The following is a 22968-nucleotide window of genomic DNA, read 5'->3' on the forward strand; positions in this document are numbered from 1 at the left end:
AAAGCTTTTTATATCAAAAAAGTATTGATACTTTTGCAGTACTCGGAAAGAGTGCCCACACTTCGTAGCATGCGAAAGAGGCCAGCCGCTGGTAACGACTGGCCTCCGATATAGCACCTGTATCAGCAGGCACTACGGGTTGGGTTATTGCAAACCCTTCACACTCCAAAATTACATGAAAAATCATGTAAACGGGCAGGTCATGGCTAGTGCCGAACCTCCCACCTCCCTAGGCGAGCTGCGCCAGCACGTCCTGTTGCCCCTCATCGGCAACCCCCTCTTCAGCGAAGCGGAGCAACTGCGAGCCAATCACTTCGTCCACGAAAGTGAGGACATTGCCCGCCTCACCCGCTGGGGCGCGAACGTGCTAGCCGAAATCGCCCGTCGCCGAGCCGAAGCTGCCGGCCAGCGCCGCCACCACACCCTATGCGCCACGTTGCGCCGGTTGCGCCCCACTAGTTTCCGGGGCCATCGCCCGCGTAAGCGTGAGCCCAGGTTGACCTGGGTACCCGGCGCCTTCTTCCCCGACTGCGCTGACCGCTGGGCCGGCACCTTCGACCGCTGGGCCACAGCGCTCTTTCAACCGACCCACACTATCCCCTACGCGCAATTGCTGCGCCGCTAGCCGCTATGTGGTACCGTAAGCAACTGCGCCTGATTCGCCGCGCCCGCCGCGCGGCCCGCGCCCAGCAGCACTGGCTGCTCGTCCTGGAACTGGATGGCCTGACCGCCGTCACCCTGCATACCCACGCCCGGCAACTCACGATTCCCGTCGAGCGGGCAGAGGCTGGCCAACTCGTTGACACTCTGCGGGAGGCGCTACGCGACCGCCGCCGCGCTTGGAAGCAAGAGGCTCGCCAGCTCCGCCAGGACTGGCAGGAAAGCCAACGCCTGCGAGCGCACGAGCGGCCAACCCCACCCAGTCCCGCCGCCCAGTAAGCTTCCTGCCTGCGGCCGGCAAGCTTCCCCGTCTCGGCTGGCCCGAGGCGAGCTGGCCCGGCGTGCCCCTGCCATTCTTCATCTCTATGATATTACTCTGCTAATGAGCAGCTTTTCTATGTCTTTCTTAGTTCCTCCTACTTCTAACCCAGCGCCCAGGCACCTGCCCTATGCCCAAGCCTCAGTAATCCAGCGGGAGCAGCTACTGGCGTTTGTGCGTCAGCGCCTGCGCTACCATTTCCCTACTCTTTCCCCCGCCGCCTGGATGCGGGCGCTTTTCGAGTTTCAGCCCACGCTCGTGCTCACCGGTCTGGATACGGTCACGCTGGAAGCTACCGAGTTGAGGCAATTAGTGCAGCACGTGGCTAGTTCGCCCGAGTTGCCCCTGCTGGACCCTCCTATCTATGGGCTACCCACCCTTGAATTGGCCCAGCGCTGGCTCCGTGGTCAGGAATTGCGGGCCGCTGTGCTAGCCGAGGTAGGAACAAGGGACCAAGGCCCCCGACTTACTGCCTTATTGAATTATCTGGGCCAGCCTTACCCCCTGGCTGAACAGGTAATACTGGCGTGGCGCTGGGATTTGCCGAGCAGTCCGCCCCTGCCCGCAGGCTTGCCTAGATAAGCAGCTTATCCACCCACAGGACAACCGCCCTAGTTGCCCTGCGGGTGGATTAAGCGCTTATCTATCCGCCTACCCAGCTCGGGTTGTTACTTAGGCGACGCAATTGTAAACGCGCTTTTCATGGCGAACATAAAGTTTCTTTATTGGAACACGGCAAACAAAGGCTTCACGCAGGAAAAAGTCTTGAACGCGCTGTTCCGCACTCGTCAGCCCGCCGATGTGCTCCTGTTAGGCGAGTGCCCCAGTGGATTGACTACCGGCTTTTTAGCCCGCTGGGGACTGCTGGAATTACTTATTCAGACCAAGAGTGGCCAGTCCTTACAGCAACGCGTGTACTACCAACCGGCTAAGCTAAGCCTGACCCTGGCTGCCCCCGTGCCAGTGGTCAAGCAAGTGCAAAGCACGGTGCTTGCTACCCAGCCCTTTGGTGATGACTACGAGGAAACCGTCCGGCGGCTGCGCATCCGCATCACCCGGTTGGTGCAGATGCAGCTAGTAGTGAACGGGCAGGCCTACCTGCTAGCCAGCGTACACTTCCCCAGCAAGCTGGCCCAGGACGAGGTAAGCCAATTGCAGATAGCGCACAGCTATAAAGCTAAATTACTTACAACGGCTACTAATCAGGCGGCTACCTACCACAACCGCATCATCGTAGTGGGTGACTTTAATATGAATCCTTTTGATGCTGGGATGGTAGAGCCCCTGGGTTTTCACGCCCTAGGTAATCGCGAGCAGGCAAACCCCAATACGGAGCGGCACTACGACAAAACACCCATTTTCTACAATCCTTGTTGGTCGCTGCTGGGTGATTATCATCCCACTCACGTAGACCGGCGCATGGGTGGCAGCTTCTACTACGCTAAAAGCGCCTCGCGACGTTTGTTCTGGCACCTCTTTGACCAGGTAATCGTCTCTCGGGAGCTAGCCGGCTCGTTTGTGCCGTCTTCGTTATCTTTAGTGGAAGTACCTACCCTGCGCCGGGAGATGCTCAGCGGTATCGAGCGCCAGAAAGCGCAGTTCGCCGACCACTTTCCCCTCACGTTTACCTTAATTCTTTAGCGCAATGGCTCTTACTCTAGACTTACCTACTTCCCGCCAGGCTGAGAGACCCTACCGGGAAATCGAAAACGTGCTAGCCCAACTGCGCACGCAGGTTGAATCCCGCTATAACCAGAAAATAGCGGTGCTGCTGCTCACTACAAGTAAATTCGACGCGGATGAATTGCCCATCTCGCATAAGTATGAGGTAAAATTGAGCTTTGTGTATCGCCACTATACCGAAACGGTCATGGAGTTGAATTGCCGGGTAGGCCAGGGCTACCCCGTAGAAGTTTGCGCCTATCGGAGAGTAGTTGGACAAGCAACTACTAGAGCGGAATTGGAGAAACTGATAGAGCTGGTTTTTTTAGACCAACGCACGCGTAATATCATTTTGCTGAATTACTAGGCTGCGTTCGCTTTAGGCTGGGGTATTTTTACCTATCTGTCTCGTTTCGACTGCCAGCAATGTACTATGAAGCGTTTTTAGCGGCTCTGGCCCGCAACCAGCGGCTAGGATTGTCCGACTTTTTGCCTCCAGCTAAGTCGGCAATGCAGCAGCAATGGTTGACCAGCCAAGCCGTTGAAGAACTACCCTATATTATCCACTACGCGCTTGGTCCGCTCAACGCTGCGCAGTTAAGCGCGCAGTGTATCGCCTTGCACTACCGCCTGGCACCCGTAGTGAAGCGCTGGCTAAGGTGCGAAGTATATTATACCGTGGGCTGGGTCGATTTTGAGGCGGGCGGTCACTACTTCTACTGTGATGAGGCTTACTTACAGCAGTTACTAACTAAAGGTACCCCAGACCCCAAAGTCAAGCTCCACGCGTGGCTGACACTGCCCAGTATGGAAATTATCGACATCACCTTCAGTACCACGCTGGCAAAAGGTGATTTCGCGGCTGACCTGTCATTGAACGTTCTAGCTCGCCGGGCAGATGCGTTAGTTGGCATGGCTTACCGACCAATGCTGCTCGGAGCAGATTTTCTATACCGGGCGGGATTTGTTCAGGCCCATTGAACGAGCCCGGATTCATAAGCCTGCTTCAGAAGAGCAATAGCAGCTTGGTGGCAGTTGTGTTGCAACCCCCTAGGCTTACCGGTGTGAGCTACTTAGGTAGCTGCCGTAAAGGTCACCAACTCCGCCAGCGAAATCTCCAGCCCCTCGGCCAGGCACACGAGCACGTCCAGCGTGGGTGCCGTCTGGGCGGTCTCCATGCGGTAAATCGTCTTTTTAGTAATATCGGCCGCATCGGCCAGCGCTTGTTGGCTCCAGCCCCGCGCCTCGCGCAACCGCCGTAGGTGCTGCCCGAACGCCTGAATGCTGGCAGGTTTCTTCATCTCCGCAAGCTCCGGCCAAGCAGCGCAGATTTTGTGGACATATGTTTCCCCTTTTGCAAGAAAGTGCGTAAGTTTGTGTTGCTGCTACTGCTTTAGCCTGGCAGCTCGTCACCCTTATGTGCTACCGTAAACACTTGCGCCAGGTGCGCCGCGCCCGTCGCCGGGCCAAGGTGCAGCAGCGGACGCTGCTTGCCCTGGAGTTAGAGGGCTTCGTAGCCCTCACCCTGCACACCGTCACCGAAACGCTGACCGTGCCCATCGAGCGGGAAGTGGGGGCGCAGGTCGCCGATACCCTGCGTGAAGCCTTACGTGAGCGCCGCCGCGCCCTCAAAACCGAGGCCGGGCAATTGCGGCGCGACGGGGGCGAAAACGCCTACCGACGGAGTAAAGCTCCGGCAGAACCAGTTGGCCAGTATCCGACGTGGACTACGGCAAACGCTACCGACCAGGCTCCACCGCCGGGCGAGGAGCGGGCCCTGCAAAGCTGACGAGCTCGGCCAGCGGAATCTCCAGCGCCTGGGCCAGCGAGACGAGCACGTCCAGCGTCACAGAATAACGGGCCGTCTCGATGCGGTAAATCGTGGGCTTGGACACATCCGCCACGTCGGCCAGCGCCTGCTGGCTCCAGCCCCGCGCCTCGCGCAATTGGCGCAGGTGCTGCCCAAAGGCCAGCAAAACCACCTCATTTTTCACCCCGGCAAGCTGGACCTAAAAATCAGCCGCCTTGTAATCACATATGATTACAATCTTCTTTTTCCCCTTACCTTGCGGCCGCTAGCGCCCCACTGCACTACCTGCATCCATGCCCCCTTCGCCCGACCCAACTCCCATCTGCATCCCCTACGCCCAGGCAACGCCGCACCAAATTTGCCTGGTCCTGGCCTACTCGATGGCGGCCCTACCGGAACACTTTCCGACGCTCAGCTTCGGTGCCTGGGCCGATGTGCTGCTTCAGCTTAAGCCCGATGTGTGGGTGGCCGGTGACGCCGTCTACCTCGACGACGAGGACCTCCAACACCTGACGCAGCGGCTGGCGGCCTTCTCGGAGCTGCCAGAGCTCGACCCGCCCATCTCCCCGGACCGCGCCGCCTACGTGTTCAAGCGCCTGTTCAACTACCAGGACGAGGCCCTGGAAGCCCTGCCGGATATGGCCGCGAACCCGCTGGCCTACGGCAGCCGCGTCTTTACGCTGGTGACCAATCTGGCGCTGGGCAACTCCGTGGTTGATGAACTCTTCCACGCCACGCACCGGGGACCGCAGGGGCGCCCCGGCCGCGTGGACCCGGCCCTGGCGCGCGCTACCGCGCACGAGCAGGTGCGCGAGCTGCGCCGCGCCCGCGGCGAGATGGGCTATAGCTAGCAACTTCCGGCTAGCTGCTGCCTACTCAGCCCGGGGGCGCCCTACCACCCTGCCTCCGGGTTGGGCTGTCTAACCGCTGCCTACCCCGCGTTACGTGGCCTCCCGCCCCGGAATACTTACCGACACTCCTGCTGCTCCATGCCTAAGCTTCGCATCCCCTCGCTACCCCTGGGGCTCACCCGCCTGTTTGAATTATCCATGACCTGGTCCTATGCTGGCCTGACGTTGAGGCTGGGCGGCCTGGCGGCCAGCCTGGTGTTCTCCTCAAACGCGCTGCCGGTGCTAGCCAAGTACCTCGTTATGCTCGTCACCATGGGCTGGCTGGCCCGGCTTTGCGAATCGGCGGGCCAGCGCTGGGGGTGGCTGGGCCTCGTGGGGTTCTTGGTGTTGGGAGCAGGCTTAGAGGTGAGCGCCTGGTGGCTGCGCTAGTATCCGGCGCACGCGGTGGGGCCGCCGGTAGCTACTTCAACCCGCAAGCCGGCTCACCCGGAGAAATCCGCCGGTGCTGACGCACAGCCTCGCCCACTTGCCCGCTGGTAGCGAAGCTACGGTTACCGGCCGGCTTACTCAGGCTATTGCTTCAGCTAACGCTGAGCTAAGTCGGTCCTACTGCGCTGCTTTCTGCATCGGCAAAATCCATCAATTCCCGCAGCGGTAGCTGGAGGGCCCGGGCCAGCGAAACCAGGACATCCAGGGTGGGCGCCCCCTTGGCGTGCTCAATCCGCTGCACGGTGAGCTTGGCCACATCGGCGTAATCCGCCAGGGCCTGTTGGCTCCACCCCCGCGCTTCCCGCAGCTTTCTCAAATGCACGCCGAAGGCCTCGACACTGGCCGGATTTTTCACGGCCGCAAACTCACCTCTACTGCCCAGCCTGCTGGTATAACATACTTATCCAAAACCGAATTATTTGCTACCTTGCGGCCCCAACTCCGGAACACCGCTTTACTCACTACAGTCCCCGATATGCCCGCTCTACCCCTCGGCGAACGCTTCCACCAGCTCCGGACTACGCTGGCCGCGGAAGCGTACGACCCGAAAGCCTGGCCCCGCGCCCGCGTGGCCCGCGAGGCCGGCGTGTCAGGCGCGGCGCTCGCCCAACTGGAAGACACCGGCCGCAGCACGGCGGCTAACCTGGCCGCGCTGCTGCGCTTCTACCAGGACCAGGGCTTTAATCTGGCCTGGGTGCTGGCTCCCGACAACGAGGGGATTCCGCTCCACGCTTTCCGGGACATCTTCGAGGATGAGGCCCAGCGGGAAGCCGGCTACCAGCTGAACCGTGTGCACCGCCTGCTGCAACCGGCCGCAGCCGCACTCGACGCGGGGCAGCCGCCCACCCCCGAAGTCCTGCGTCCGCTCCTGGAACAAGTCCAGCAGGGGATTCACCAGGCGCTCGTTCACTTGCTACCCCCTATCCGGTTGGTTCTCAGTGCGGCCGATTTAAGCGAATACCAACGGCGACTTCCCCCCGTGCGGGCGGCCGCGGCCGGGTGGCGCTCGGCCGCGGTGCACGTGGTACCCTACCACTATTACGAGGCCGGCGAGTCCCTCCCGCGCTGCGGCAGCCCGGCTTATTACCTGACCTATGACCCCGGGCTGGAGTTGGTCTCCGACTCCATTAAATGCCCCTACTGCCGGGTGCAGGTGGGCGAGAGCCGGGAATATCCCGGCTTAGCAAGCGCGGCAGTATGGAACGAGCAGGGGCTGTTCTAGCTGACCGGCCACCCCGTCAACTAGTCGCCTTGCTTCTTCGCCCGCCTAATGCCCTACCCCCTGCCGCCGGCACCTGGTAAGCTGCTAGCAAGTAATTCTCTTTTCCTTATTCCCCTTACGTAACTGATGCGCCTACCCATTTACGCCTACTTCCCAACCCTGGCCGTTCTCGCCGGGAGCCTACTCAGCAGCTGCTCCTCCGCTGACTCCAACTCCACCCCGGCGACCCCTAAAACCGCGGCGGCTCAGTTCCCGTTCGGGGCCAAAGTTGACTCGCTCAATGGTATCGCCGGCCACACCTTCGGCCAGCCGGTGAGTGCCTTTCCTAAGATGCGGCTACTGCCGATTAGCCCTGGGGAACTGTCACGAACCTACTCCGAAGAGGAAGTTGCCGGCGCCAAGGCCACCGGCTGGTTTGGCAAGCACCGTCCCCAGGTACCGACCCAGCTCTACTGGTTTTTGGACGACAAATTCTCCCAGTTTCGGGCGGTGGGCGACGCGGCCACGCTGCGGGCCGAGGCCATCTATTTATTAGGACCGGGCCAAGCCCAGGGGCAGTATCAGCTCTTCTGGGATGGTAGTCGGGCCCGGGCCGTGTTTTCGGAACAAGCCCGGGGCTTTGGGCGGGAAGGTACCCTGGACGTGCTCAGCAAGCCCCTGGAAGCTGAATTGGCGGCCAAGAAACAGGCTCTGCTCAAAGCCGACAATGACGAGTAGGGTTCCTCTCGGGCTTACGTTCAGGTCTTTTAACGCCTTCCCTAACCTACCATAGCTCTACGCCTTTCCTATGAAGCGTTTTTACTCCTGGGGCCTGGTCGCCCTACTGCTCGACCTGGCCTGTCCGCAGTCCACTCGGGCGCAAATCGTGGGCAAGTCCGTGCCAGCCTTTACCACGGCCGCCGGCACCCTCATCCGGCCCGGTGATACCCTGCGCCTGGGCCGCGGCACGCTGCCCAATGGCGACTTCCAGTACGTGTTCGTGCCGGACAACGTGTTTACGGGCAGCAAGCAGCAGAATTTTACTTCCCAACTGAGTAACCTCTGGGTGCGGGTGAAGGATATCCGGGTGCAGCGCTCGCGCAATTTTGGCGAGAAAACCGTCGCCGTCGTGAAAGCCAACACGCTGAACGGCTGCGTGGATTTGAACGCGGCCGAAGCGGCGGGGGAAATTATCACGGCGCACACGCGTACTGCCGCAGTCTCCGCCGCCGCGCCCGCCAGCGCCGCCCCGCCCCTGAGCACGGCCGACGAGCTGCTCAAGCTCAAAAAGCTTTACGACCAGAAGGTGCTGACCAAAGCCGAGTACGACGCGCAAAAGGCGAGGCTGCTGAAATAGCTCCGGTGGTCCAGCCCACCGCGCCGCTGACTCTGGCCTCGGTTAAAAGTTTGGTACAGACCCAGCACCAGCCAAGAAAGGTCGCTCAAGTCGGGTAGGCAGTGGCCTTCCACCCGGCTTCTTCCTCCGTTCCCCAGGTTCGCTAATCAGCCTTTTGGGGCCATAACCCTAGCTGATAGGCGGCTTGGTTCCGGTTATCGACTTCGATTTGCGGGCCGCTTGTTTTTGTTTATCCCGCTTAATCCACTCGCTGATGCGGGCAAATTCCTGCTCCGAAGGCTGCCGGCCAGTTGTGTAAAAGTCCACGTTTTTGGCTTCCTTAATCATGGCTGAAAGGTGTTGCTGTTGAGGAAAGTGCTGGTTGATGCGCTGCTCGGCGGCTTTTAGGTTTAGTGCCCTAACGCTTCCAAAGAGGCGAGGCGCGCCCAGCGCTTTTTGGTAGCGTGCCAGGAGCTTGGTTTTATTTTCGAAGAAGACGCAGCTGCCGTGGCTCCTATCAAACGATAGTTTGCAAGCAAAGGCCGCTGGATTACCCGGTACGCATAGCTGTACTTTCCCGGGGCTCCGGTTAAATCTACTGCCGCAATCTGGCGCAGGCGCTCGACGACGCTCACGATTTTCTCAAAGGTACGGTTAAATCTACTGCGTTCGAGGAGACGCGTAAACATCCGGTCACTAAGGTCCTGCAACTTAACGAGCGCTTGCGTGATAGCCACCTTATCAATTATCACCAGCTGCTAAATAATCTGGGGCGCATCAAAAGGTATGGGGCACCCCCACTTTTCGGTTGTCCCAGGCGACAACCGAGCGAATCGCCGCTCTACTTAGGAACTGCCTGCCCCATAACTCTGGGTGCGCTTCCAACATAATATCTACCCGCTAAAATCCCGCTTTCAGCAGTTTTCAGGGCTGTTTTTTAATAAAACGTCCGTATACAAATGCCGCCCTAGGCAACCTCGCGGCGCAGCAGCAGGACATGGCGGCCGCCTGCCGCTACTATGCGGTGGTAATGGACAAGGCCGGTAAGCACGAGCCGCAGTATCAGGAAGCCCGCGCCTATCTACGCCGGTATGGCTCCGCCAGAAAGTTATTATAACCTAGCTCTTTCCTTCACTAGCTCTTTCCTTCATTTATGCACCTACACCTACTCTTCTCACTTCTGTTGTGCCTGCTACCAGCTTTACCGAGCCAAGCCCAACAGCCCCAACCGCTAACCTCGCCCGGCTACACCATCGAGGGCCGCGACCCACGCCTGGCCAGCCGGCACGTGTACCTATTGGCGGCCGAGCGTCCCAGCCATACCCAGCCATGGCCCGCGCTGGACTCAACCCAGGCCGATGCCACGGGGCACTTCGTGCTGCACGGCCGGGTGCCCGCTCCCGATGTGTACTGGCTGCGCCTTGACAAGCAGCGCGTGCTACAACCCGTGCCGCTGGCAGGTCGGCAGGAGCACCTCAACGGGTCGGTGGAGCTCGCCCCAAGCAGCACCCGCCAAGCGCCGGTCTACCAGCTGCACCTGAGTGGCTCGCCGGAAGTGGAGTGGCTGCAAGCTCTGCTGCCCTACGGACTGCTGCGCAACCAAGCGGCTGCCGCCAACGACAAGCACCTGCGCCAGTTACAAGCCCAGCTGCGCCAGCGGACCGGTTCGTACCTGGCGCCCTACGTGGCCTTTCACTACCTGCGCCTGCACCCCAGCGCCCGGCCGCTACTCGACTCGCTCACCACGCGCTTTGCCCGCGAACAGCCTGCCTGCCCCTACCTGCCGCGCCTGCGCGAGCTGCTCGACAAGGCCCCTACCCTGGCAGTCGGAGCGCTGGCCCCGGACTTTACCCTTACCGACCTGCACGGGCAGTCCGTGGCCCTGAGCAGCCTGCAGGGTCGCTACGTGCTGGTCGATTTCTGGGCCTCGTGGTGCAAGCCCTGCCGGGCCGAGAATCCGCACGTGCTCGCCGCCTACCAGCGCTTCCGTGACCAGGGCGTGGGCTTCACGGTGCTCAGCGTTTCGCTTGACGAGAAGCCGGGCGCCTGGCAGCAGGCCGTGCAGCAGGATGGGCTGCCCTGGACGCAGGTGGCCGACCTGCAAGGCCTGCGGGGACCAACCGGAAACCTGTACCAATTGGTGGGCATTCCGGCCACCTTCCTACTCGACCCCGAGGGGCGCATCGTGGCTAAAGACCTGCGCGGGGCCGACCTCAAGCAGGTGTTAGCCCGCCACCTGAACTAGCGGTAGCTTCCTGCCCGCTGCCCGCCAGTCGCCGGGCTCGCGCCACCCGGGCCTAATCTCCGGACGAAGCGAAACCAGTACTTGCCGCCGCCTCGCACCAGCTGCCAGCAACGTGCAAAAGTCAGAGTAAATAGCCGATTTAAACGCTGCTGCACACCCGCACTGAATATAACTTTACCATTAATCAGCTCACTATTTTTCCGATGTCCGATTATAAACTATCCAAGAACCTAGCAGCTGATTTTCCTTCCATCCTAGCGTCTTATTGACGGATGAGACAGGTAACTAACTGCTAGTCGCGGCGGGGTAGACGCTGAGCCATACTACGCAACAAGCCCGGTGCTACGGTAGCACCGGGCTTGTTGCGTAGCACCAATCGAGCGGGTTCTAATCCCACTCTATTTCCTCATCCTTGTCTTGACTTGGTTGCTCGATGATTTGCGTGGGGGATGCGCCGGTCCGGGGATTCTGCTCCCAGCTGCCAGCGTCTTGCGGCCGCTCAGCTGTTTCGTTTTTAGCAGCGGCGGCGTCGGTGGCCGCCTGTTGGGCCTTTCTTGTTTCTTCCTCCTGGGCCGCCTGTTCCTGCGCGGCCCGCTGCGCGCGCGCTTGTTCAGCAGCCTGTTCCCGAGCCAGGCGCTCCTGCTCGGCCACGCGCTCCTTTTCACGAGCCTCGGCGGCTTGCTGCGCTTCTACCTGTCTCTTGGCCTCGGCTAGTGCTTTCCGGTCGGCCTCCTCCAGTTCCGCTATCAGGGCCCGGCCCGCCGGCGTGACCTGCACTTGCTCCCGGTAAAGCGCCACTTGCTGTTCCGCCTCCAAAACTTTACCGTAGCGTATTTCCGCTACCAGGCCGTAATCACCGGCCTTCTCCGCCTGGTCAGCCTGCACGCGCAGAGCCGCTGGTACTGGCCAAGCCTGGCGCAGGTCGTCCATTTGCTGAGCCACTAGGTCCTGGCCCCGTTGCAGCAGGTCGGCTGGCAGCGCACCCTGCGCGACCTGAAGCAGCACCTTGTCAAGCTCGGCGGCGTGACGCTCCCGCTCGGCCTGGGCCTGGCTGGTTTCCTGCTTCACTTCGTCTTGCGCGTTCTTCGCTTCACTGCGTGCCGCATCAGCCTTTTGGAGCGAATCGCCCGCCCAGGTGCGCGACCGCTCCGACTCCTCGGCAGCCCCTGACGCGGCTACGGCTACCGCACCAACCGTTCCTAGCCGCTTGTTTGCGGCCTCCACCTGGCGGGCGATTTCCGCATTGATTTCTTCCTGCTGTTTGGCTCGCCACTCTTCGAGGCCCTTGCCGAACAAACTCCGGGGAGGGGTGGCCAGCACGAAGGGCTGCGGCTCAATCGGTTCTACCAGGGGGGCTATTTCCGCCGCTTTCTCGCCCCCCAGGGCGTACATCTGCCGCATCGTTTTGTGTTCTGCCCGGCTGCCCTTGATACCCCGCTCCAGACCAAACGGCTGCATGGCTTCCGCGAAATCCGTTTGCAGTTGCGAGAGCGTCTGGGGGGAAAACATGTCGCGGGCCGACAGCCTGGCCCCCTTGCTATTCTCCAAATTTACTTCGCCGGCCAGTCCCCCGTCCTTGCCTAGAATAGGCACCACGAAGCACTGAAAATGCGGGGTCTTCTCATCCTGGTGCAGCTTCATGGCGACCAGGTTATCGCCCCATTCCCGCTTGGCCCAGGCCAGGGTTTGCTTTTCCCACTCGCTGCCCCGCATGTCGGCTGCCTCCCCCGACTGCTTGTCCCGCTGCCAGATTTCCGCCGTTGGCCCGGCCGTTATCAGCACCTCTACGCACAGTACTGCCCCCTCCTTGGGCTTGCCCAGTCCGGCTTCCGCCATCCGCTTATCCACCAATTTTACCATTGCCTGGTTTTCGGTATTCAGGTATTCCTGATTCATATCGCGCCTGGAATCATCCGCATTGGGGGTGGATTTGCTGCGGTCGTTATGGGCTTGACGCTGCCCGATGCCTTGCCTAGTTTTTATCTTTTCGATGCGAATGATTGCGTGTGCCATGGGAGCAGAATGAGTGGTTGTAGGCATGATAAGATGTGTTAATTAAGTTGCTGTCAGTTGCAGAGGGGCGAGTCGAGGACGAATATGGGCAGCAAATTTTTGGCCTTTGTATAGTGTGTTACATCCCACTCACCCAAAACTGGCTAAAATCCGCCGCCTTGCCCCCAAAACCCTTTGTCCTACCCAAGATATGCCCACCAACCTGAACTACCAAATCATCCCGCTCAACTACCCATTCTTGGCCATCTCCCCAATCACCCTTACCCAGGTCTGACAACCTACATCATGCCCTCCCGCGTCCTTTCATCAGTTCTCCCCCACCCTGATTCAGCTAAATCAAGTACCCTTCAAGAATATACCAATACCTGACGAGACCACTCATTGAAATCCGTTAAGTCCTAAATATCCTTAGCCGCCTTTGAACATTCATTAAGCTGAAAACTCATTAGATTAACTACCTCCTAAAGGCTGGCAGTCATAAATCTCTCTTTTAATAAGCCCCTCCCCCACCTAATCGTTATCCCCACCAAGCCTTCCTCGCTCCTTCTGCCAGCCGTTCTCTCTCTTAACCCTTCATTGAGCTTATAAACATAATATTTTTAATATTAAATGTATTAGATTTATTAATTACACCCATCTTTTACCTTCAAGCCTATATTAACCTTAGACCGCTCCCCCACCTTTAAATTATACAATTCTTATCGCTTAACCACGCACCGACTTTACCCTATACCGACTAGGCATAAAGCCAGCCTCATCTCCTAAACCTGGTACCCGTCCCGATAAGAAAACGTGCCTTTTGCTCCTTTAAATTTTCTTCCCGCTACCCCGACAACCAGCCTTGCTATCCGTATTTGCCCCCCCGCCTTCCGCTACCTACCAGCAAAATAGTTACTCGTACCCATGCCCCATTTTTAGGATTTCCTTCCTCCGGGTACCACCTTTTCCCCCACTGCCTTTACGCTCGTGGTAGCCGGCCCTGTTGAATACGTTGCCGCCGCTCCTGCTCCCGCTCCTTCACCTGGTCCGGACGAGTCTCTACTGGGTCTGTACCGGCAAAAAGCAAGTCCAGGGCTTCCTGTAGTGCCTGCTTTTGAGAATAGGTGTAATCACCCCCGGCCCGACGAGCATGCACATAATCCCGCAGCCGCTCCAAATGACGTCGGCTCAACACAAAGGTTTGGCGAGCATCCCCAGTTAAAGTAGCTGCATCCCTTCTGTCCAAATCCTCCGAAGAAGTAGTGTTACTGTTTGTACTACCGTTATCAATGACACCTGGATTATCAGTATTACTAGTGTTACCTTTTTTTTCAGCACGACTAGTTTTTAGCTTGGCCTCCCCGCTATCCGTACTACCTGCGTTACTATTGTTACCTGGTACAACAGTATTACCAGTGTTATTGAAATCAGAAGCAACAGAGGGAATTACGACGGGAATAATTGCAGGCTGGGGGTCATCGCTCAAGTCGAAAAAGTCCCGTTCCGAAGCTGGCTTAGCTGAAACAATTGAAACGGGCGCGGGCAAATTTTTGAAGGTCTTAGCCATGAGTACTAGTCGGAATAAGGAGGAGTAAGTTAGCGGGTCAGCAGTTCGGTTACCAGCTCCGCATAATCAGCTGCCCCAGCACTGTGACTAGCGTAGGTAAAGATGTCTTTGCCAAAATGCGGTGCCTCCCCCAGCGCCACACTCTCCCGAATTACGCCCTTTAACAGCAAGTCAGGGTACTGGCCACGCAGCGTTTCGGTCGTCTCCCGGTGCAGGATTTTATGCTTGTTGTAGCGGGTAAAGAAGAGGCCACCAATCGTCAGTTCCGGATTCAACCGCCGTTGCATGCGCTTGACCAGATTTAGAACTTTTTCCAGACCGTCGACCCCGTACATCTGGGCTTCCAATGGGATATAAAGAGCTTGGGCGCAGGCGTAGGCATTGAGCGTAACCAGTCCCAGGCCGGGGGGGCAGTCCAGCAAAATGTAGTCGCTCTGCTCCCGCAGTGGCTCCAGTAATTCTTTGAGCAAAAACTCCCGGTCTACCTCATCCCCTTTCGCCTTATCAAAGCCTGAAAGCGCGGGTGAGCCGGCTACCAGCGCCAGGTTCTTCTGGAGCGGGTACACTTCCAGCTCGTATTCGCCGAGTAAAGCGCCGTACACGTTTTTTTCGGCGGCTACTATTCCTAGGCCCTTCGTCAGGTTAGTCTGCGGGTCCAGGTCGACCAGGATAACTCGCTTCCCTGCTCGGGCAAGCCCCGCCCCAATATTGGCCGTGGAAGTAGTCTTGCCTACCCCTCCTTTCTGATTAGTAATTGCGAGAATCTTGCTCATAGTGCAAAGATACTTTGGGGCTACCTAGATAAGTGTTACCTATGTTATCAATATTACCCGGATTATTTGCACTACTAGAATTATCAGTGCATCCGCTCTTCAATAGCTTAGCTGACAGGGCTTGGATTGGTAGTCCATCCGCTGGTTCGCCTTACCCAAAAGCGTGCAGTTTTAACCGGGTACCGACACTTCTACCACAAGTCACGACCGTGTCTTACTCAGCATAAGAGTCCCTCCACCATGATGCTGATATCGCTGGTCCGCCCCCAGTACCAGTGGACTGGCAAAAGAACCCACGCTAAATCCACAGGATAGGCGCCGGTGTTACCTCCGGCTCCATCGGCAGCTACTACCTTTCAGCTCTCTTTTCCTTCTTTGGTATGGCTCAAAACGACACGACTGCGCGGATGGTGGGGCAAGCCACTGCCTCTGGGGAACGCAACAAAGCCCTCCTGCCGTCGCTGCGTAATTGGTGCCAGCACTTACGCCTGGCGGACTGCTCCGGCGGCTTAGTAGCCCAACTAGCTCAACTGCCTATCGAAGTAGAACTTTCCTGCCCCCACGCCCCGCACACGGTCCGCTCTACTAACCTGGAGCGGAGTGGCCGTGCCTTTATCCTGGACTGCTGCGCGGGCTGCCCCTCGCACCAGGAGCTATTTCCGAAGAATTTTGGGCGGACCGTGCTCGCCCAGCAGGCTCAGGACCAGCAGCAGCAAGAAGCGCAGCAGCAGACGGCGCGCCAGCAGGAACTCCAGGCGGAAATCAATGCCCTGCTTGCCCAAGAGCAGTCGCAGGCCGATACGAAGACCTTGTCGATTCTGCACCTGGTGGAGGAATTGGGTACTGGGCAACGGGGCCAGACGGCCGCTACCGTGCGGGAAGCCGCCGGCCTGTCGCCGCAGTTTTTCAGCCCGGCCGCGCTTAACTACCTCTCCCTTTTCCTGGAAGACCCCGCTGGCGCCACCCTGCTCGACGCCTTCCGCCTGGCATGGTGGGAGGGCAAGCCTTGCCTGGCTTCGCCCGGCAGCAAGTGCTCCGCATCCTGCGGCAGGGGCCGCACCTGGACGCAGCCGCTAGCGTACTCAACTTAGCGCTGGCCCCAACTGAACTGCCGGCTTACGCGGCCGACCTTACTACCCTGCTGTCCCGGCTGGCGTACGGGCAACGGGCCGGGCGTGGTGAGGCGGCGCCCGGCTACCCCCAGGTGCTGGAGCCGGTGCAGCGCCTGGCCCGCGCCAACTCGGGAGCTGCGCAGCGTTTGCTGGCAGCGCAGGTGCAGCTGACTAGTCAGGCGGACCGGCTCCGGGTGCAAGCCTTTTTGCAGGAGCTGCTGGCCGTGGCCCCAACGCTCGTCTTACCACTCACCGAGCTGGTGGTACAGTCGCTGGAGTTTATGGAAGATGGCTATGGCGACTCGGCCGACCGGGCTACGCTGCGCACCCTGGCCGCCTGCTACCGGCAGGCCCCGGACCCCACGCTGGCGACAATTCAGCGGGTGCGCGCCACGCTGTCGGATGCTGGGCAGGTGGCGCTGCTGGGTTTCAGCGGCCGGGCCCTGGCTGAGGAGGAATTGCTCCTGCCGGCCCACGCTACGTTGCTGGCCGGGCAGCTGGTGGCCGACCTGGCCGCGGCTCCTCTGGCCGCGCCACGCCACCAAGCGCTGGTCAAGGCAATCGACCGGGCCGCGCACCGCGCACCGGTCCACTTCGCGCCCCATTTCGAAGCCCTGCTAGGCTTGCTCATCGCGGCCAGCGACCAGTACCACGCGTTTACGCAGCACCAGGCCGCCTTGCACCCGGCTACACCTACCCTCACTTACTTCTATGGCGGGTAATCTCCCAGCGGGCAATCCCCTGGCTGGGCTACCAGTGCTGCAAGTCGAGCAGCTGCGCCTGCAGCGGCAGCGGCACCTGCGGCAGACGGAGCATATCGTGCGCCAGGTACTGCGCGCCGACACTACTACGCTGCACCTAACGGTGCTGCAGGTACTAACCGGCCTTGCCAGCCAAACGCAGGGGTTTACCAAATCCCGGCTGCTGGCGCTGCTCCAAGGCTCGCTGCCCGACCCGGTGCGCACGGCGGCGATAGTACCCGCTATTTATACCTACTTGTTTGAAACGGCGGATACCACGGGCAGCCTGCGCCGCGAAGCCATGCGCTACGTGGAATACCGGCCTTGGTTAAAAGTTTGGTACCGATGTTACATCACCATTAGGTCAGCCGAGAGTTCAGTACAATCCCTGACCGGCGAACTGCTGCGCTCCTGAATACAAAAAGGCCCTTGGCGATGTGCCAAGGGCCTTTTTGTATTCAGCAATCGAATGACTAGTTAGCCGGTGCGGGGGCCGCAGGCAAGGCTTTTATTTGGGCGGTTGTGGTGCTTTTCTTGGCACAGCAGGCATCTCCTTTGACGCAGACGGCCTTGCTGGCCAGCTTTTTGTCTTTTTTGCTAGGCTTGCCGTCTTGGGCAGCGGTGGTGCCGACAACGGCGAACAGGGCGAGGGCAAACAGGGTATTTTTCATAAACAGGGATTTAGGAGGTGAACAAGAAGAGGGCATTGTGGCAACAAAACACATTCAGCGTTAGCCCGGTCGCTTAGCCGCAGCAGCTGCCAAAGCCTTGCGCCTGAATCGGCGGGCAGGGCACAGAGCCGTAGGAGCAGTACACGCAGCAGTCGCCGGCCAGCGGCTTCAATACCGTGTGGCAACTCGTGCATTCGTAGAACCACTGGCAGGCGTCGATGGGCATCTGTTCGGCTTGCGCGTGCTGGCAGACCGGGCAGGTCAGGACGGAAGTCAGGAGGGGGGCTTGGGTTTCAGTGGGGAGCATGAGCAGGAGAATTAGAGCATGTAGACAATATCGGACGCACTGGTGGGGTAGGCAAAGACCAGCTTTTGCAGTTCGCGGGCCGGCAGCTTGGCGTGCATGGCCACGGCGAACAGATTAATCACCTCGTCGGCGTTGGGGCCGAGCAGGTGCGCGCCGAGCACCTGACCGCTGCCTTCTTCCACCAATACCTTGTAGGCCGAGACGGGTTCGCGCAAGCGCCGGGCGGTAAACCAGTCGGTGGTGAGTTCGCTTTTGGCGGTAAATTTCAGCCCTTGCCGGGTGGCTTCGGCTTCGCTCAGGCCCACGGCCGCCAGCGGCGGGTGACTGAACACCGTCGTGGGCACCACGCCGTAGGCCACAGGCGTGTGGTTGCCTTTGAGCAGGTTGCTGGCCGCCACGAAGGCGGCTTTGGCCGCGACCGGCGTCAGAGGCAGGCCCGAGGCCGCCGCGTCGCCCACAGCGTACACGTCGGGGTGGGAGGTGCTTTGCAAGAACTCGTTGACGGTGACCCCAGCCGGGCCATGCGCGACGCCGGCCCGGTCCAGGTCCAGCGCGGCCAGGTTGGGCTCGCGGCCCGCCGCGTGCACGGCCATCGCCGCCGAGTAGTCCACGGCCTGCCCACCCGATTCGGCCCGCAGCCGCAAGCGCCCGCCCGGCTCCCGCTCGATGCCGGTCACGGCCGTGTCCAGCACCACCTCAATGCCGGCCTCGCGGGAGGCCGTGACCAGGTGAGTCACCAGGTCCGCGTCGAAGTGCTCCAGGGGCCGTACCCCCCGGTGCAGGATGCGGGCGGCGACCCCACAACGGGCCACCAGGTGGGCGAACTCAAAAGCGATATAGCCGCCGCCAATCAGGGTGAGGTCGGCCGGCAGTTCCGCCAGCTCCAAAAAGGCCGTGCTGTCCAGCAGCAGCTCTTCGCCCGGAATGCCGAGAGGGCGGGGCCGCGCCCCCGCCGCGATAATGAACTGCTTGGCCCGTAGCTCCTGGTCGCCGACCTGCACCGCGTGGGGCCGGTGAAGCGGGCCAGGCCGTGGTACGTGGCGATGCCGGCCTTTTGCAAGCTGGCTTCGCGGGCGGCGGGCACCTTGCCGGTGAAGCTGTTTTTGAAGCGTATCAGGTCGGCCCAGGCCACCGTCGCGGCCGTGTCCAGGCCGTGGCCGAGCAGTTGCCGGGAGCGGGCCACCGTTTCGGCCGCGCCGATGAGCACCTTTTTGGGGTCGCAGCCGCGCAGCGCGCAGGTGCCGCCGAAGGGCAGCACGTCCACGATGGCCACGCGCTTGCCGGCCTTGGCGCACTTTTGCGCGGCCGTGGTGCCCCCTTCGCCCGTTCCGATAACGAGCACGTTAAAGTTGGTCGTTTCCATTAGCGGGGCGCGGTGGCGGGTAAAATGTGGTAGCCGGTGCCGTTGATGGCTTGCGCGACCTGCGCGGCGGGGCTTTTGGCCGCGTCGAAGCGGACCTGCGCGGTGCCCTGGTCGTAGGAGACGGTCACGGCCTGCACGCCCGGCAGCTGCTGCACCGCGTGCTCGACGTGTTTCGCGCAGGCTTCACAGGTCATGCCCCCGATGCGGTAAGAAGCCGTTTGCCAGACCGGAGCGGCCCCGGTCGTGGTGGTGGTCACTGCCGAAACCGGAGCAGCCGCCGTCGGGTACAGGCGCGCCCCGTAGTAGGGGAAGGCCAGCAGCGCCGCCGCCAGCACGGTCACGACCCCTAAAAAGCCCTTGGATTGCAGCAAGGAAGGTTTTTCGTTCACCGCACAACCGCAGTCATCGGCCGGCCGGGGCTTAAGCTTCTTATACCAGGCGAAGCCCAGTACGCCCACGGTGAGCGCAATGAAGTAGGGCCGGAAGGGTTCGAGCCAGGAGAAGGACGAGGCCACGCCGCCCAGCCCGCCCACGACGGCCAGCAAGGGGGTGATGCAGCACAGCGAAGCGGCCAGCGCGGCCAGTAGGCCCGCGCTCACCAGGGGCTTGTCGGCGGAGGAAGGGGGCTGGTTCATTAGGCGGGTTGGGAAGTGGGCGCGGCCGATAAACCGGCCAGCAGCGGTTGCAGGAGGGGCAAATGGGGCTGGCTGAGGGCGTAGAACACCGTCTGGCCGACCTTGTGGGCGTGCAGCACGCCGCCGTCTTTGAGCTTGCGCAGGTGCTGCGAAACGGCGGAAACGGTCATTTGCAGCACGTCGGCGATGTCGCACACGCACAGCTGCTGCTCATCGGCCAGCAGGAACAGGATTTTCAGGCGCACCTCGTTGCCGGCCAGGGCCAGGACGGAAGCCAGCGACTGAAGGACCGGCTCGACGTGGGCCAAGCGCGTTTGGCATTGCTGAATGTGGTCGGTGTCGGCAAACACCCGGATACACGCGGTAGCTTTCATGAAAACGATTTTTGCAAAGGTAGCATTCGCTTAATTAAGCAAAAGCTAAAACAAAAAATTCACCACTTTATGTTTATGCATGCCGACTGAGCCTCGAGTCGAACTCTCGGCTGACCTAATGGTGATGTAACATCGGTACCAAACTTTTAACCAAGGCCAATACCTGCTTACGGAACAGCCGGCCTGTGCCACCACTACCCTGCTGGAGGCAGTGAAAACCCTGCTCGATGACCCGGAGGCAGCTATTCGGAGGCAGGCCATCCGGGCCTACGGCACCCTGCCGGAGAATTTTGCAGAGGAAGTAGCGCCCGTCGACCTACCCGGCATAGTCACGGCGCTCACCGACCCCCGCAAGGTGTTGCACCAGGCGGCGGTGGCAGTGCTCCCCGGCTTGCTTCCCTTCCTGACGGGCGCGCAGCGGCTGGTAGCGCTAGTAAACATGCAGGCGCTGGAAAAGGCGTATTATGAGACGCAGGAGCTGGAATACGGGAAAGAGCTGGTCCAGGCTATCCTCACGCTCACTCGCGATACCCGCGAGTTATACCTGCGGCTGGTACCTTACTACTTCACCAAGTACGGCACCTGCGGCGAAGAGTATCTGGAGCAGGAATTCGTTCAGCGCCTAACGCACCTGCTGCCGGCCTATCCGGAGCTGCGCGGGTACTGGCTGACGCAGGCGCTCCGCTACCTGGAGCGGACGGCCCCCGACTACGCCTCCTTCGGGGACTTGCGAACTGAGCTGCTCGAACAGCTGCACCAGCTGCCCTACGCGGAGCTGCTCAGCCAGCTGGCGCTGCTGACGAGCTTTGTCCGCACGCAGCTTGCGGCCGGCTCCTACCCCGACGTCTTTACGGTGTACGCGATACTGGGGGCACAGGGCTTGCACGCCGAGCTTCATGAATTGACCCAGCACTTCGCCCGCACTGTGCCCGCGACGAAGTCCATCGAGTACGCCACCCGCACCAACCAGGCATTTGCGCAATTTTCCCGCTTGGAGCATCTGGTGGCCACGGGCCAGCTTGATGCTACCCGGCTTGCCTCCCTCTAAGCTATGTTCAAGCGCCATCACTACCACGCCGACCTAGTTGCCACCCAGTTCCTGGTGCGCCGGGAGCTGCTGCGGCAGCTTTTACTCTTTGACGAAGCCAATCTGGCACCTTTGCTGGCAGGCGAGGCGTTGGTCATGGAGCCCTTGCGGCAGTTGGAAACGGTCACCCGCGCTACGGCGGAGGCCGTTTTTTTTACGAATTACCGCTTGCTGGGGAGTGCTGTTTATCAGCTACTTCGCTGGTCACACGAGGAGCTGCAAGCAGGCACCGGGGCCGAGGCTCATCTGCGGGCGGCCCGGGCCAATATCCGGCTCCTTCGCCTGGAAGAGGCGGGTTATCCCGACCCGTTTAAAGCCCAGCTGGCGCAGTGCCTGGCGCTGGTTGGCACGGCCCCACAGGTACCAGCTGTCGGCGCCGTGGTGCAAAGTCTGCTGGCACTGCCTTTCCCGACCAGGTATGCCTTCGAGGAAGACCCCCTGGCAGAATTGCGTCAGGCGGCTGCTTCTACTACTCCCGCGGCGGAGACTGCCCCACCGCTGCTGCTGTCGGCCGAGTTTTTTATTGACGACGAGCCCTGGGCCAATCCGCAGGTGCTGGAGCCCGCCGCTATGTACGCCGTGCGGGGGCTGCTGACGCCCAACTACTGGCCGGCGGGCTACGACCGCCTACTGCTGGGGCCGGTGTCAACGACGGACAGCAGCTTATACAGCCTGGAACTGGCCGAAGTGCGCCCCTTACCAGCCACCACAACCTACGCGGTCAGCGGGCGGGTGGTCTTCCCATTTCCGCAGCACCGCCCCGAGGATGCCTATGCCATCAAGCTACTGGCGTACTACGAGAGCCCGGCGGGGGAGCGTCTGCCCGTGCCCCTTATCGGCTACCACCAGCTCCTGGCCCGGGTGCTCAGTCCGGACGCGGCCTATATTCCAACTGGATTCAGCGCCCTCAACCGGGTAGCCTTGGACATAGTAACCGCCCTGCATTCTCTGCCCCGGCTGGCCAAGCAGGAATTAGCTGATTTCACCAAGCTGCTGCGGGGGGTTCTGAACTACCAAGGGGTGTGCTTGCAGCAGGGTATCTACAAGGCCCAGGACAACGTCAGCGAGAATGCTTTTCGCGACCAGCTCATCCAGCACCTGAGTGGGTTGGACTACCTGGGCGAACACATCGTCAAGGAAGCTGAGGTAGCCGGCGGACGGGTAGAAATCAGCTTTCGGGGAATGGTGGCGGAGCTAAAAGTAGAAAAAACCATTTCCGACCGGGGCAAATTGCTGGCCAAGTACGGCCCGCAGGCGAATACCTATGCTTCGACCAATACCAAGCAGCTATCCATTCTCTGCGTGCTGGACCTGACGAAGAAGACCCGCCCCCCTGCGCCGCCGCAAAACAGCGTCCAGCTCTGTACGCCTACCCTCCACGGCTTTGAGGGAACGGAACCCGCCTATCCTTGCCGGCAGGTACTGGTGGTGCTGGAGGGTAATACCCAAAAGCCTAGCGCCTATAGCCGGGCTGGAAAAACTAGCCGTAGCACGGAGACCAGCAGCGCGGACGACTAGCAAAGATGGTACGGGCACCCCAGCCGCGCAAGCAGGCTACCCCTTGTCCAGTACCCGCTTTGGCTAGGTTAAACCAAAACGGGTTTCTGCTGCCTAGCGTTGGCAAAGCCATTGCCTGGCTTGCCAGTGGCTACGGCTGACAAACGCTGATAGAATTAGACGCGACGACTGACGTGCGCAGGTAGCTGCTGGGCACCCAGGAGCGCGAGCGCTTGGATAGCGCCCTGCACCTATTTTTACCCCACTGCCTTAAACC

At 60.5% G+C, this 22968-nt stretch carries 30 protein-coding genes and 1 pseudogene; 18 read left to right on the forward strand and 13 right to left on the reverse strand.

Going from position 1 to position 22968, the window contains the following annotated elements; all coding sequences use genetic code 11:
- Positions 1–175: 175 nt before the first annotated feature.
- The 6 genes from E4631_RS19755 to E4631_RS19780 all read left to right on the forward strand — a co-directional run bounded on the left by E4631_RS19755 (position 176) and on the right by E4631_RS19780 (position 3622).
- Positions 176–625 (forward strand): hypothetical protein, encoded by a 450-nt coding sequence (locus E4631_RS19755; RefSeq protein WP_133658914.1) that lies wholly within the window; start codon positions 176–178, stop codon positions 623–625.
- Between the two features lie 5 nt (positions 626–630).
- Positions 631–939, forward strand: coding sequence for a hypothetical protein (locus E4631_RS19760; protein ID WP_133658913.1), 309 nt, complete (start codon positions 631–633; stop codon positions 937–939).
- A 118-nt stretch (positions 940–1057) separates the two neighbouring features.
- A complete protein-coding gene (locus tag E4631_RS19765; RefSeq protein ID WP_133658912.1) occupies positions 1058–1561 on the forward strand; it encodes a hypothetical protein in 504 nt (167 codons plus the stop codon).
- A 120-nt stretch (positions 1562–1681) separates the two neighbouring features.
- The gene (locus tag E4631_RS19770) at positions 1682–2620 is read left to right on the forward strand and encodes a hypothetical protein (protein WP_133658911.1); all 939 of its coding nucleotides are present in this window, start codon (positions 1682–1684) and stop codon (positions 2618–2620) included.
- A gap of 4 nt (positions 2621–2624) precedes the next feature.
- Positions 2625–3008 (forward strand): hypothetical protein, encoded by a 384-nt coding sequence (locus tag E4631_RS19775; RefSeq protein WP_133658910.1) that lies wholly within the window; start codon positions 2625–2627, stop codon positions 3006–3008.
- 59 nt (positions 3009–3067) lie between these two features.
- Complete coding sequence (locus tag E4631_RS19780) at positions 3068–3622, forward strand: hypothetical protein (RefSeq protein WP_133658909.1); 555 nt, start codon at positions 3068–3070, stop codon at positions 3620–3622.
- 92 nt (positions 3623–3714) lie between these two features.
- Here E4631_RS19780 and E4631_RS19785 read toward each other — a convergent pair whose 3' ends face one another.
- Positions 3715–3942 (reverse strand): helix-turn-helix domain-containing protein, encoded by a 228-nt coding sequence (locus E4631_RS19785; protein ID WP_133658908.1) that lies wholly within the window; start codon positions 3940–3942, stop codon positions 3715–3717.
- Positions 3943–4058: 116 nt separating this feature from the next.
- Here E4631_RS19785 and E4631_RS19790 point away from each other — a divergent pair, with 116 nt between their 5' ends.
- Positions 4059–4430: a hypothetical protein gene (locus E4631_RS19790; protein WP_133658907.1), complete on the forward strand. Its 372-nt coding sequence runs from the start codon at positions 4059–4061 to the stop codon at positions 4428–4430.
- Here the strand turns inward: E4631_RS19790 and E4631_RS19795 are convergent.
- Positions 4381–4635: a helix-turn-helix domain-containing protein gene (locus tag E4631_RS19795; RefSeq protein WP_205704276.1), complete on the reverse strand. Its 255-nt coding sequence runs from the start codon at positions 4633–4635 to the stop codon at positions 4381–4383. The two genes, E4631_RS19790 and E4631_RS19795, sit on opposite strands and share 50 nt — an antisense overlap.
- 109 nt (positions 4636–4744) lie before the next feature.
- Between E4631_RS19795 and E4631_RS19800 the strand changes: the two genes are divergently transcribed.
- Together E4631_RS19800 and E4631_RS19805 are read left to right on the forward strand one after the other, a co-directional pair.
- The gene (locus tag E4631_RS19800; RefSeq protein WP_133658906.1) at positions 4745–5302 is read left to right on the forward strand and encodes a hypothetical protein; all 558 of its coding nucleotides are present in this window, start codon (positions 4745–4747) and stop codon (positions 5300–5302) included.
- Positions 5303–5440: 138 nt separating this feature from the next.
- A complete protein-coding gene (locus tag E4631_RS19805) occupies positions 5441–5731 on the forward strand; it encodes a hypothetical protein (protein WP_133658905.1) in 291 nt (96 codons plus the stop codon).
- Positions 5732–5897: 166 nt separating this feature from the next.
- On the opposite strand, the gene E4631_RS19810 is transcribed toward E4631_RS19805, so the two are convergent.
- On the reverse strand, positions 5898–6146 hold the full coding sequence (locus E4631_RS19810) for a helix-turn-helix domain-containing protein (protein ID WP_166648190.1): 249 nt from the start codon (positions 6144–6146) through the stop codon (positions 5898–5900).
- 120 nt (positions 6147–6266) lie between these two features.
- Between E4631_RS19810 and E4631_RS19815 the strand changes: the two genes are divergently transcribed.
- From E4631_RS19815 to E4631_RS19825, 3 genes are all read left to right on the forward strand, one after another.
- Positions 6267–7013 (forward strand): hypothetical protein, encoded by a 747-nt coding sequence (locus E4631_RS19815; RefSeq protein WP_133658903.1) that lies wholly within the window; start codon positions 6267–6269, stop codon positions 7011–7013.
- Between the two features lie 126 nt (positions 7014–7139).
- On the forward strand, positions 7140–7730 hold the full coding sequence (locus E4631_RS19820) for a hypothetical protein (protein WP_133658902.1): 591 nt from the start codon (positions 7140–7142) through the stop codon (positions 7728–7730).
- A 70-nt stretch (positions 7731–7800) separates the two neighbouring features.
- Complete coding sequence (locus E4631_RS19825) at positions 7801–8349, forward strand: SHOCT domain-containing protein (RefSeq protein WP_133658901.1); 549 nt, start codon at positions 7801–7803, stop codon at positions 8347–8349.
- A 168-nt stretch (positions 8350–8517) separates the two neighbouring features.
- Here E4631_RS19825 and E4631_RS26020 read toward each other — a convergent pair whose 3' ends face one another.
- Positions 8518–8676, reverse strand: a complete 159-nt coding sequence (locus E4631_RS26020; protein ID WP_166648189.1) for a hypothetical protein — start codon at positions 8674–8676, stop codon at positions 8518–8520.
- Positions 8677–9481: 805 nt separating this feature from the next.
- Between E4631_RS26020 and E4631_RS19830 the strand changes: the two genes are divergently transcribed.
- Entirely contained in the window at positions 9482–10573 is a 1092-nt protein-coding gene (locus E4631_RS19830) for a TlpA disulfide reductase family protein (protein WP_133658900.1), read from the forward strand.
- Positions 10574–10960: 387 nt separating this feature from the next.
- Here E4631_RS19830 and mobV read toward each other — a convergent pair whose 3' ends face one another.
- The 3 genes from mobV to E4631_RS19845 form a co-directional block, all read right to left on the reverse strand.
- A complete protein-coding gene (gene mobV, locus E4631_RS19835) occupies positions 10961–12586 on the reverse strand; it encodes a MobV family relaxase (protein WP_166648188.1) in 1626 nt (541 codons plus the stop codon).
- Positions 12587–13544: 958 nt separating this feature from the next.
- Positions 13545–14132, reverse strand: a complete 588-nt coding sequence (locus E4631_RS19840; protein WP_133658898.1) for a hypothetical protein — start codon at positions 14130–14132, stop codon at positions 13545–13547.
- Between the two features lie 29 nt (positions 14133–14161).
- Positions 14162–14905, reverse strand: a complete 744-nt coding sequence (locus E4631_RS19845; RefSeq protein ID WP_133658897.1) for a ParA family protein — start codon at positions 14903–14905, stop codon at positions 14162–14164.
- Between the two features lie 380 nt (positions 14906–15285).
- Here E4631_RS19845 and E4631_RS19850 point away from each other — a divergent pair, with 380 nt between their 5' ends.
- From E4631_RS19850 to E4631_RS19860, 3 genes are read left to right on the forward strand one after another with little or no spacing between them, the layout of a single operon-like run.
- The gene (locus tag E4631_RS19850) at positions 15286–15996 is read left to right on the forward strand and encodes a hypothetical protein (protein ID WP_133658896.1); all 711 of its coding nucleotides are present in this window, start codon (positions 15286–15288) and stop codon (positions 15994–15996) included.
- Positions 15936–16739 carry a hypothetical protein gene (locus E4631_RS19855; RefSeq protein WP_133658895.1) on the forward strand — a complete coding sequence of 268 codons (804 nt, stop codon included), beginning with the start codon at positions 15936–15938 and terminating at the stop codon, positions 16737–16739. Before E4631_RS19850 ends, E4631_RS19855 begins: the two co-directional genes overlap by 61 nt.
- On the forward strand, positions 16729–17172 hold the full coding sequence (locus E4631_RS19860) for a hypothetical protein (RefSeq protein WP_133658894.1): 444 nt from the start codon (positions 16729–16731) through the stop codon (positions 17170–17172). The genes E4631_RS19855 and E4631_RS19860 overlap by 11 nt, the downstream gene beginning before the upstream one ends.
- A 58-nt stretch (positions 17173–17230) precedes the next feature.
- On the opposite strand, the gene E4631_RS19865 is transcribed toward E4631_RS19860, so the two are convergent.
- The 6 genes and pseudogenes from E4631_RS19865 to E4631_RS19885 all read right to left on the reverse strand — a co-directional run bounded on the left by E4631_RS19865 (position 17231) and on the right by E4631_RS19885 (position 20107).
- Positions 17231–17428: a hypothetical protein gene (locus E4631_RS19865; protein WP_133658893.1), complete on the reverse strand. Its 198-nt coding sequence runs from the start codon at positions 17426–17428 to the stop codon at positions 17231–17233.
- A gap of 73 nt (positions 17429–17501) precedes the next feature.
- Complete coding sequence (locus E4631_RS19870; protein WP_133658892.1) at positions 17502–17735, reverse strand: GDCCVxC domain-containing (seleno)protein; 234 nt, start codon at positions 17733–17735, stop codon at positions 17502–17504.
- 11 nt (positions 17736–17746) lie between these two features.
- Positions 17747–18736, reverse strand: coding sequence for an FAD-dependent oxidoreductase (locus E4631_RS19875; protein WP_368028011.1), 990 nt, complete (start codon positions 18734–18736; stop codon positions 17747–17749).
- Between the two features lie 134 nt (positions 18737–18870).
- Positions 18871–19098: pseudogene (locus E4631_RS27080) on the reverse strand (FAD-dependent oxidoreductase); the annotation flags it as partial.
- Positions 19098–19733: a mercuric transport protein MerTP gene (gene merTP / locus E4631_RS19880; RefSeq protein WP_133658891.1), complete on the reverse strand. Its 636-nt coding sequence runs from the start codon at positions 19731–19733 to the stop codon at positions 19098–19100. The gene merTP and the pseudogene E4631_RS27080, both read right to left, overlap by 1 nt.
- Positions 19733–20107: a metalloregulator ArsR/SmtB family transcription factor gene (locus E4631_RS19885; RefSeq protein WP_133658890.1), complete on the reverse strand. Its 375-nt coding sequence runs from the start codon at positions 20105–20107 to the stop codon at positions 19733–19735. The genes merTP and E4631_RS19885 overlap by 1 nt, the downstream gene beginning before the upstream one ends.
- 211 nt (positions 20108–20318) lie before the next feature.
- Between E4631_RS19885 and E4631_RS19890 the strand changes: the two genes are divergently transcribed.
- Positions 20319–21155, forward strand: coding sequence for a hypothetical protein (locus E4631_RS19890; protein WP_133658889.1), 837 nt, complete (start codon positions 20319–20321; stop codon positions 21153–21155).
- Positions 21156–21158: 3 nt separating this feature from the next.
- A complete protein-coding gene (locus E4631_RS19895; RefSeq protein WP_133658888.1) occupies positions 21159–22712 on the forward strand; it encodes a hypothetical protein in 1554 nt (517 codons plus the stop codon).
- Positions 22713–22968 lie beyond the last annotated feature (256 nt).

The organism is Hymenobacter sp. UV11 (assembly GCF_004684095.1).
GTDB lineage: Bacteria > Bacteroidota > Bacteroidia > Cytophagales > Hymenobacteraceae > Hymenobacter.

Coding starts and splice junctions, on each gene's coding strand:
- E4631_RS19755 (WP_133658914.1), top strand. CDS start 176: ATGAAAAATCATGTAAACGGGCAGGTCATGGCTAGTGCCGAACCTCCC.
- E4631_RS19760 (WP_133658913.1), top strand. CDS start 631: ATGTGGTACCGTAAGCAACTGCGCCTGATTCGCCGCGCCCGCCGCGCG.
- E4631_RS19765 (WP_133658912.1), top strand. CDS start 1,058: ATGTCTTTCTTAGTTCCTCCTACTTCTAACCCAGCGCCCAGGCACCTG.
- E4631_RS19770 (WP_133658911.1), top strand. CDS start 1,682: ATGGCGAACATAAAGTTTCTTTATTGGAACACGGCAAACAAAGGCTTC.
- E4631_RS19775 (WP_133658910.1), top strand. CDS start 2,625: ATGGCTCTTACTCTAGACTTACCTACTTCCCGCCAGGCTGAGAGACCC.
- E4631_RS19780 (WP_133658909.1), top strand. CDS start 3,068: ATGTACTATGAAGCGTTTTTAGCGGCTCTGGCCCGCAACCAGCGGCTA.
- E4631_RS19785 (WP_133658908.1), bottom strand. CDS start 3,942: ATGAAGAAACCTGCCAGCATTCAGGCGTTCGGGCAGCACCTACGGCGG.
- E4631_RS19790 (WP_133658907.1), top strand. CDS start 4,059: ATGTGCTACCGTAAACACTTGCGCCAGGTGCGCCGCGCCCGTCGCCGG.
- E4631_RS19800 (WP_133658906.1), top strand. CDS start 4,745: ATGCCCCCTTCGCCCGACCCAACTCCCATCTGCATCCCCTACGCCCAG.
- E4631_RS19805 (WP_133658905.1), top strand. CDS start 5,441: ATGCCTAAGCTTCGCATCCCCTCGCTACCCCTGGGGCTCACCCGCCTG.
- E4631_RS19815 (WP_133658903.1), top strand. CDS start 6,267: ATGCCCGCTCTACCCCTCGGCGAACGCTTCCACCAGCTCCGGACTACG.
- E4631_RS19820 (WP_133658902.1), top strand. CDS start 7,140: ATGCGCCTACCCATTTACGCCTACTTCCCAACCCTGGCCGTTCTCGCC.
- E4631_RS19825 (WP_133658901.1), top strand. CDS start 7,801: ATGAAGCGTTTTTACTCCTGGGGCCTGGTCGCCCTACTGCTCGACCTG.
- E4631_RS26020 (WP_166648189.1), bottom strand. CDS start 8,676: ATGATTAAGGAAGCCAAAAACGTGGACTTTTACACAACTGGCCGGCAG.
- E4631_RS19830 (WP_133658900.1), top strand. CDS start 9,482: ATGCACCTACACCTACTCTTCTCACTTCTGTTGTGCCTGCTACCAGCT.
- mobV (WP_166648188.1), bottom strand. CDS start 12,586: ATGGCACACGCAATCATTCGCATCGAAAAGATAAAAACTAGGCAAGGC.
- E4631_RS19840 (WP_133658898.1), bottom strand. CDS start 14,132: ATGGCTAAGACCTTCAAAAATTTGCCCGCGCCCGTTTCAATTGTTTCA.
- E4631_RS19845 (WP_133658897.1), bottom strand. CDS start 14,905: ATGAGCAAGATTCTCGCAATTACTAATCAGAAAGGAGGGGTAGGCAAG.
- E4631_RS19850 (WP_133658896.1), top strand. CDS start 15,286: ATGGCTCAAAACGACACGACTGCGCGGATGGTGGGGCAAGCCACTGCC.
- E4631_RS19860 (WP_133658894.1), top strand. CDS start 16,729: ATGGCGGGTAATCTCCCAGCGGGCAATCCCCTGGCTGGGCTACCAGTG.
- E4631_RS19865 (WP_133658893.1), bottom strand. CDS start 17,428: ATGAAAAATACCCTGTTTGCCCTCGCCCTGTTCGCCGTTGTCGGCACC.
- E4631_RS19870 (WP_133658892.1), bottom strand. CDS start 17,735: ATGCTCCCCACTGAAACCCAAGCCCCCCTCCTGACTTCCGTCCTGACC.
- merTP (WP_133658891.1), bottom strand. CDS start 19,733: ATGAACCAGCCCCCTTCCTCCGCCGACAAGCCCCTGGTGAGCGCGGGC.
- E4631_RS19885 (WP_133658890.1), bottom strand. CDS start 20,107: ATGAAAGCTACCGCGTGTATCCGGGTGTTTGCCGACACCGACCACATT.
- E4631_RS19895 (WP_133658888.1), top strand. CDS start 21,159: ATGTTCAAGCGCCATCACTACCACGCCGACCTAGTTGCCACCCAGTTC.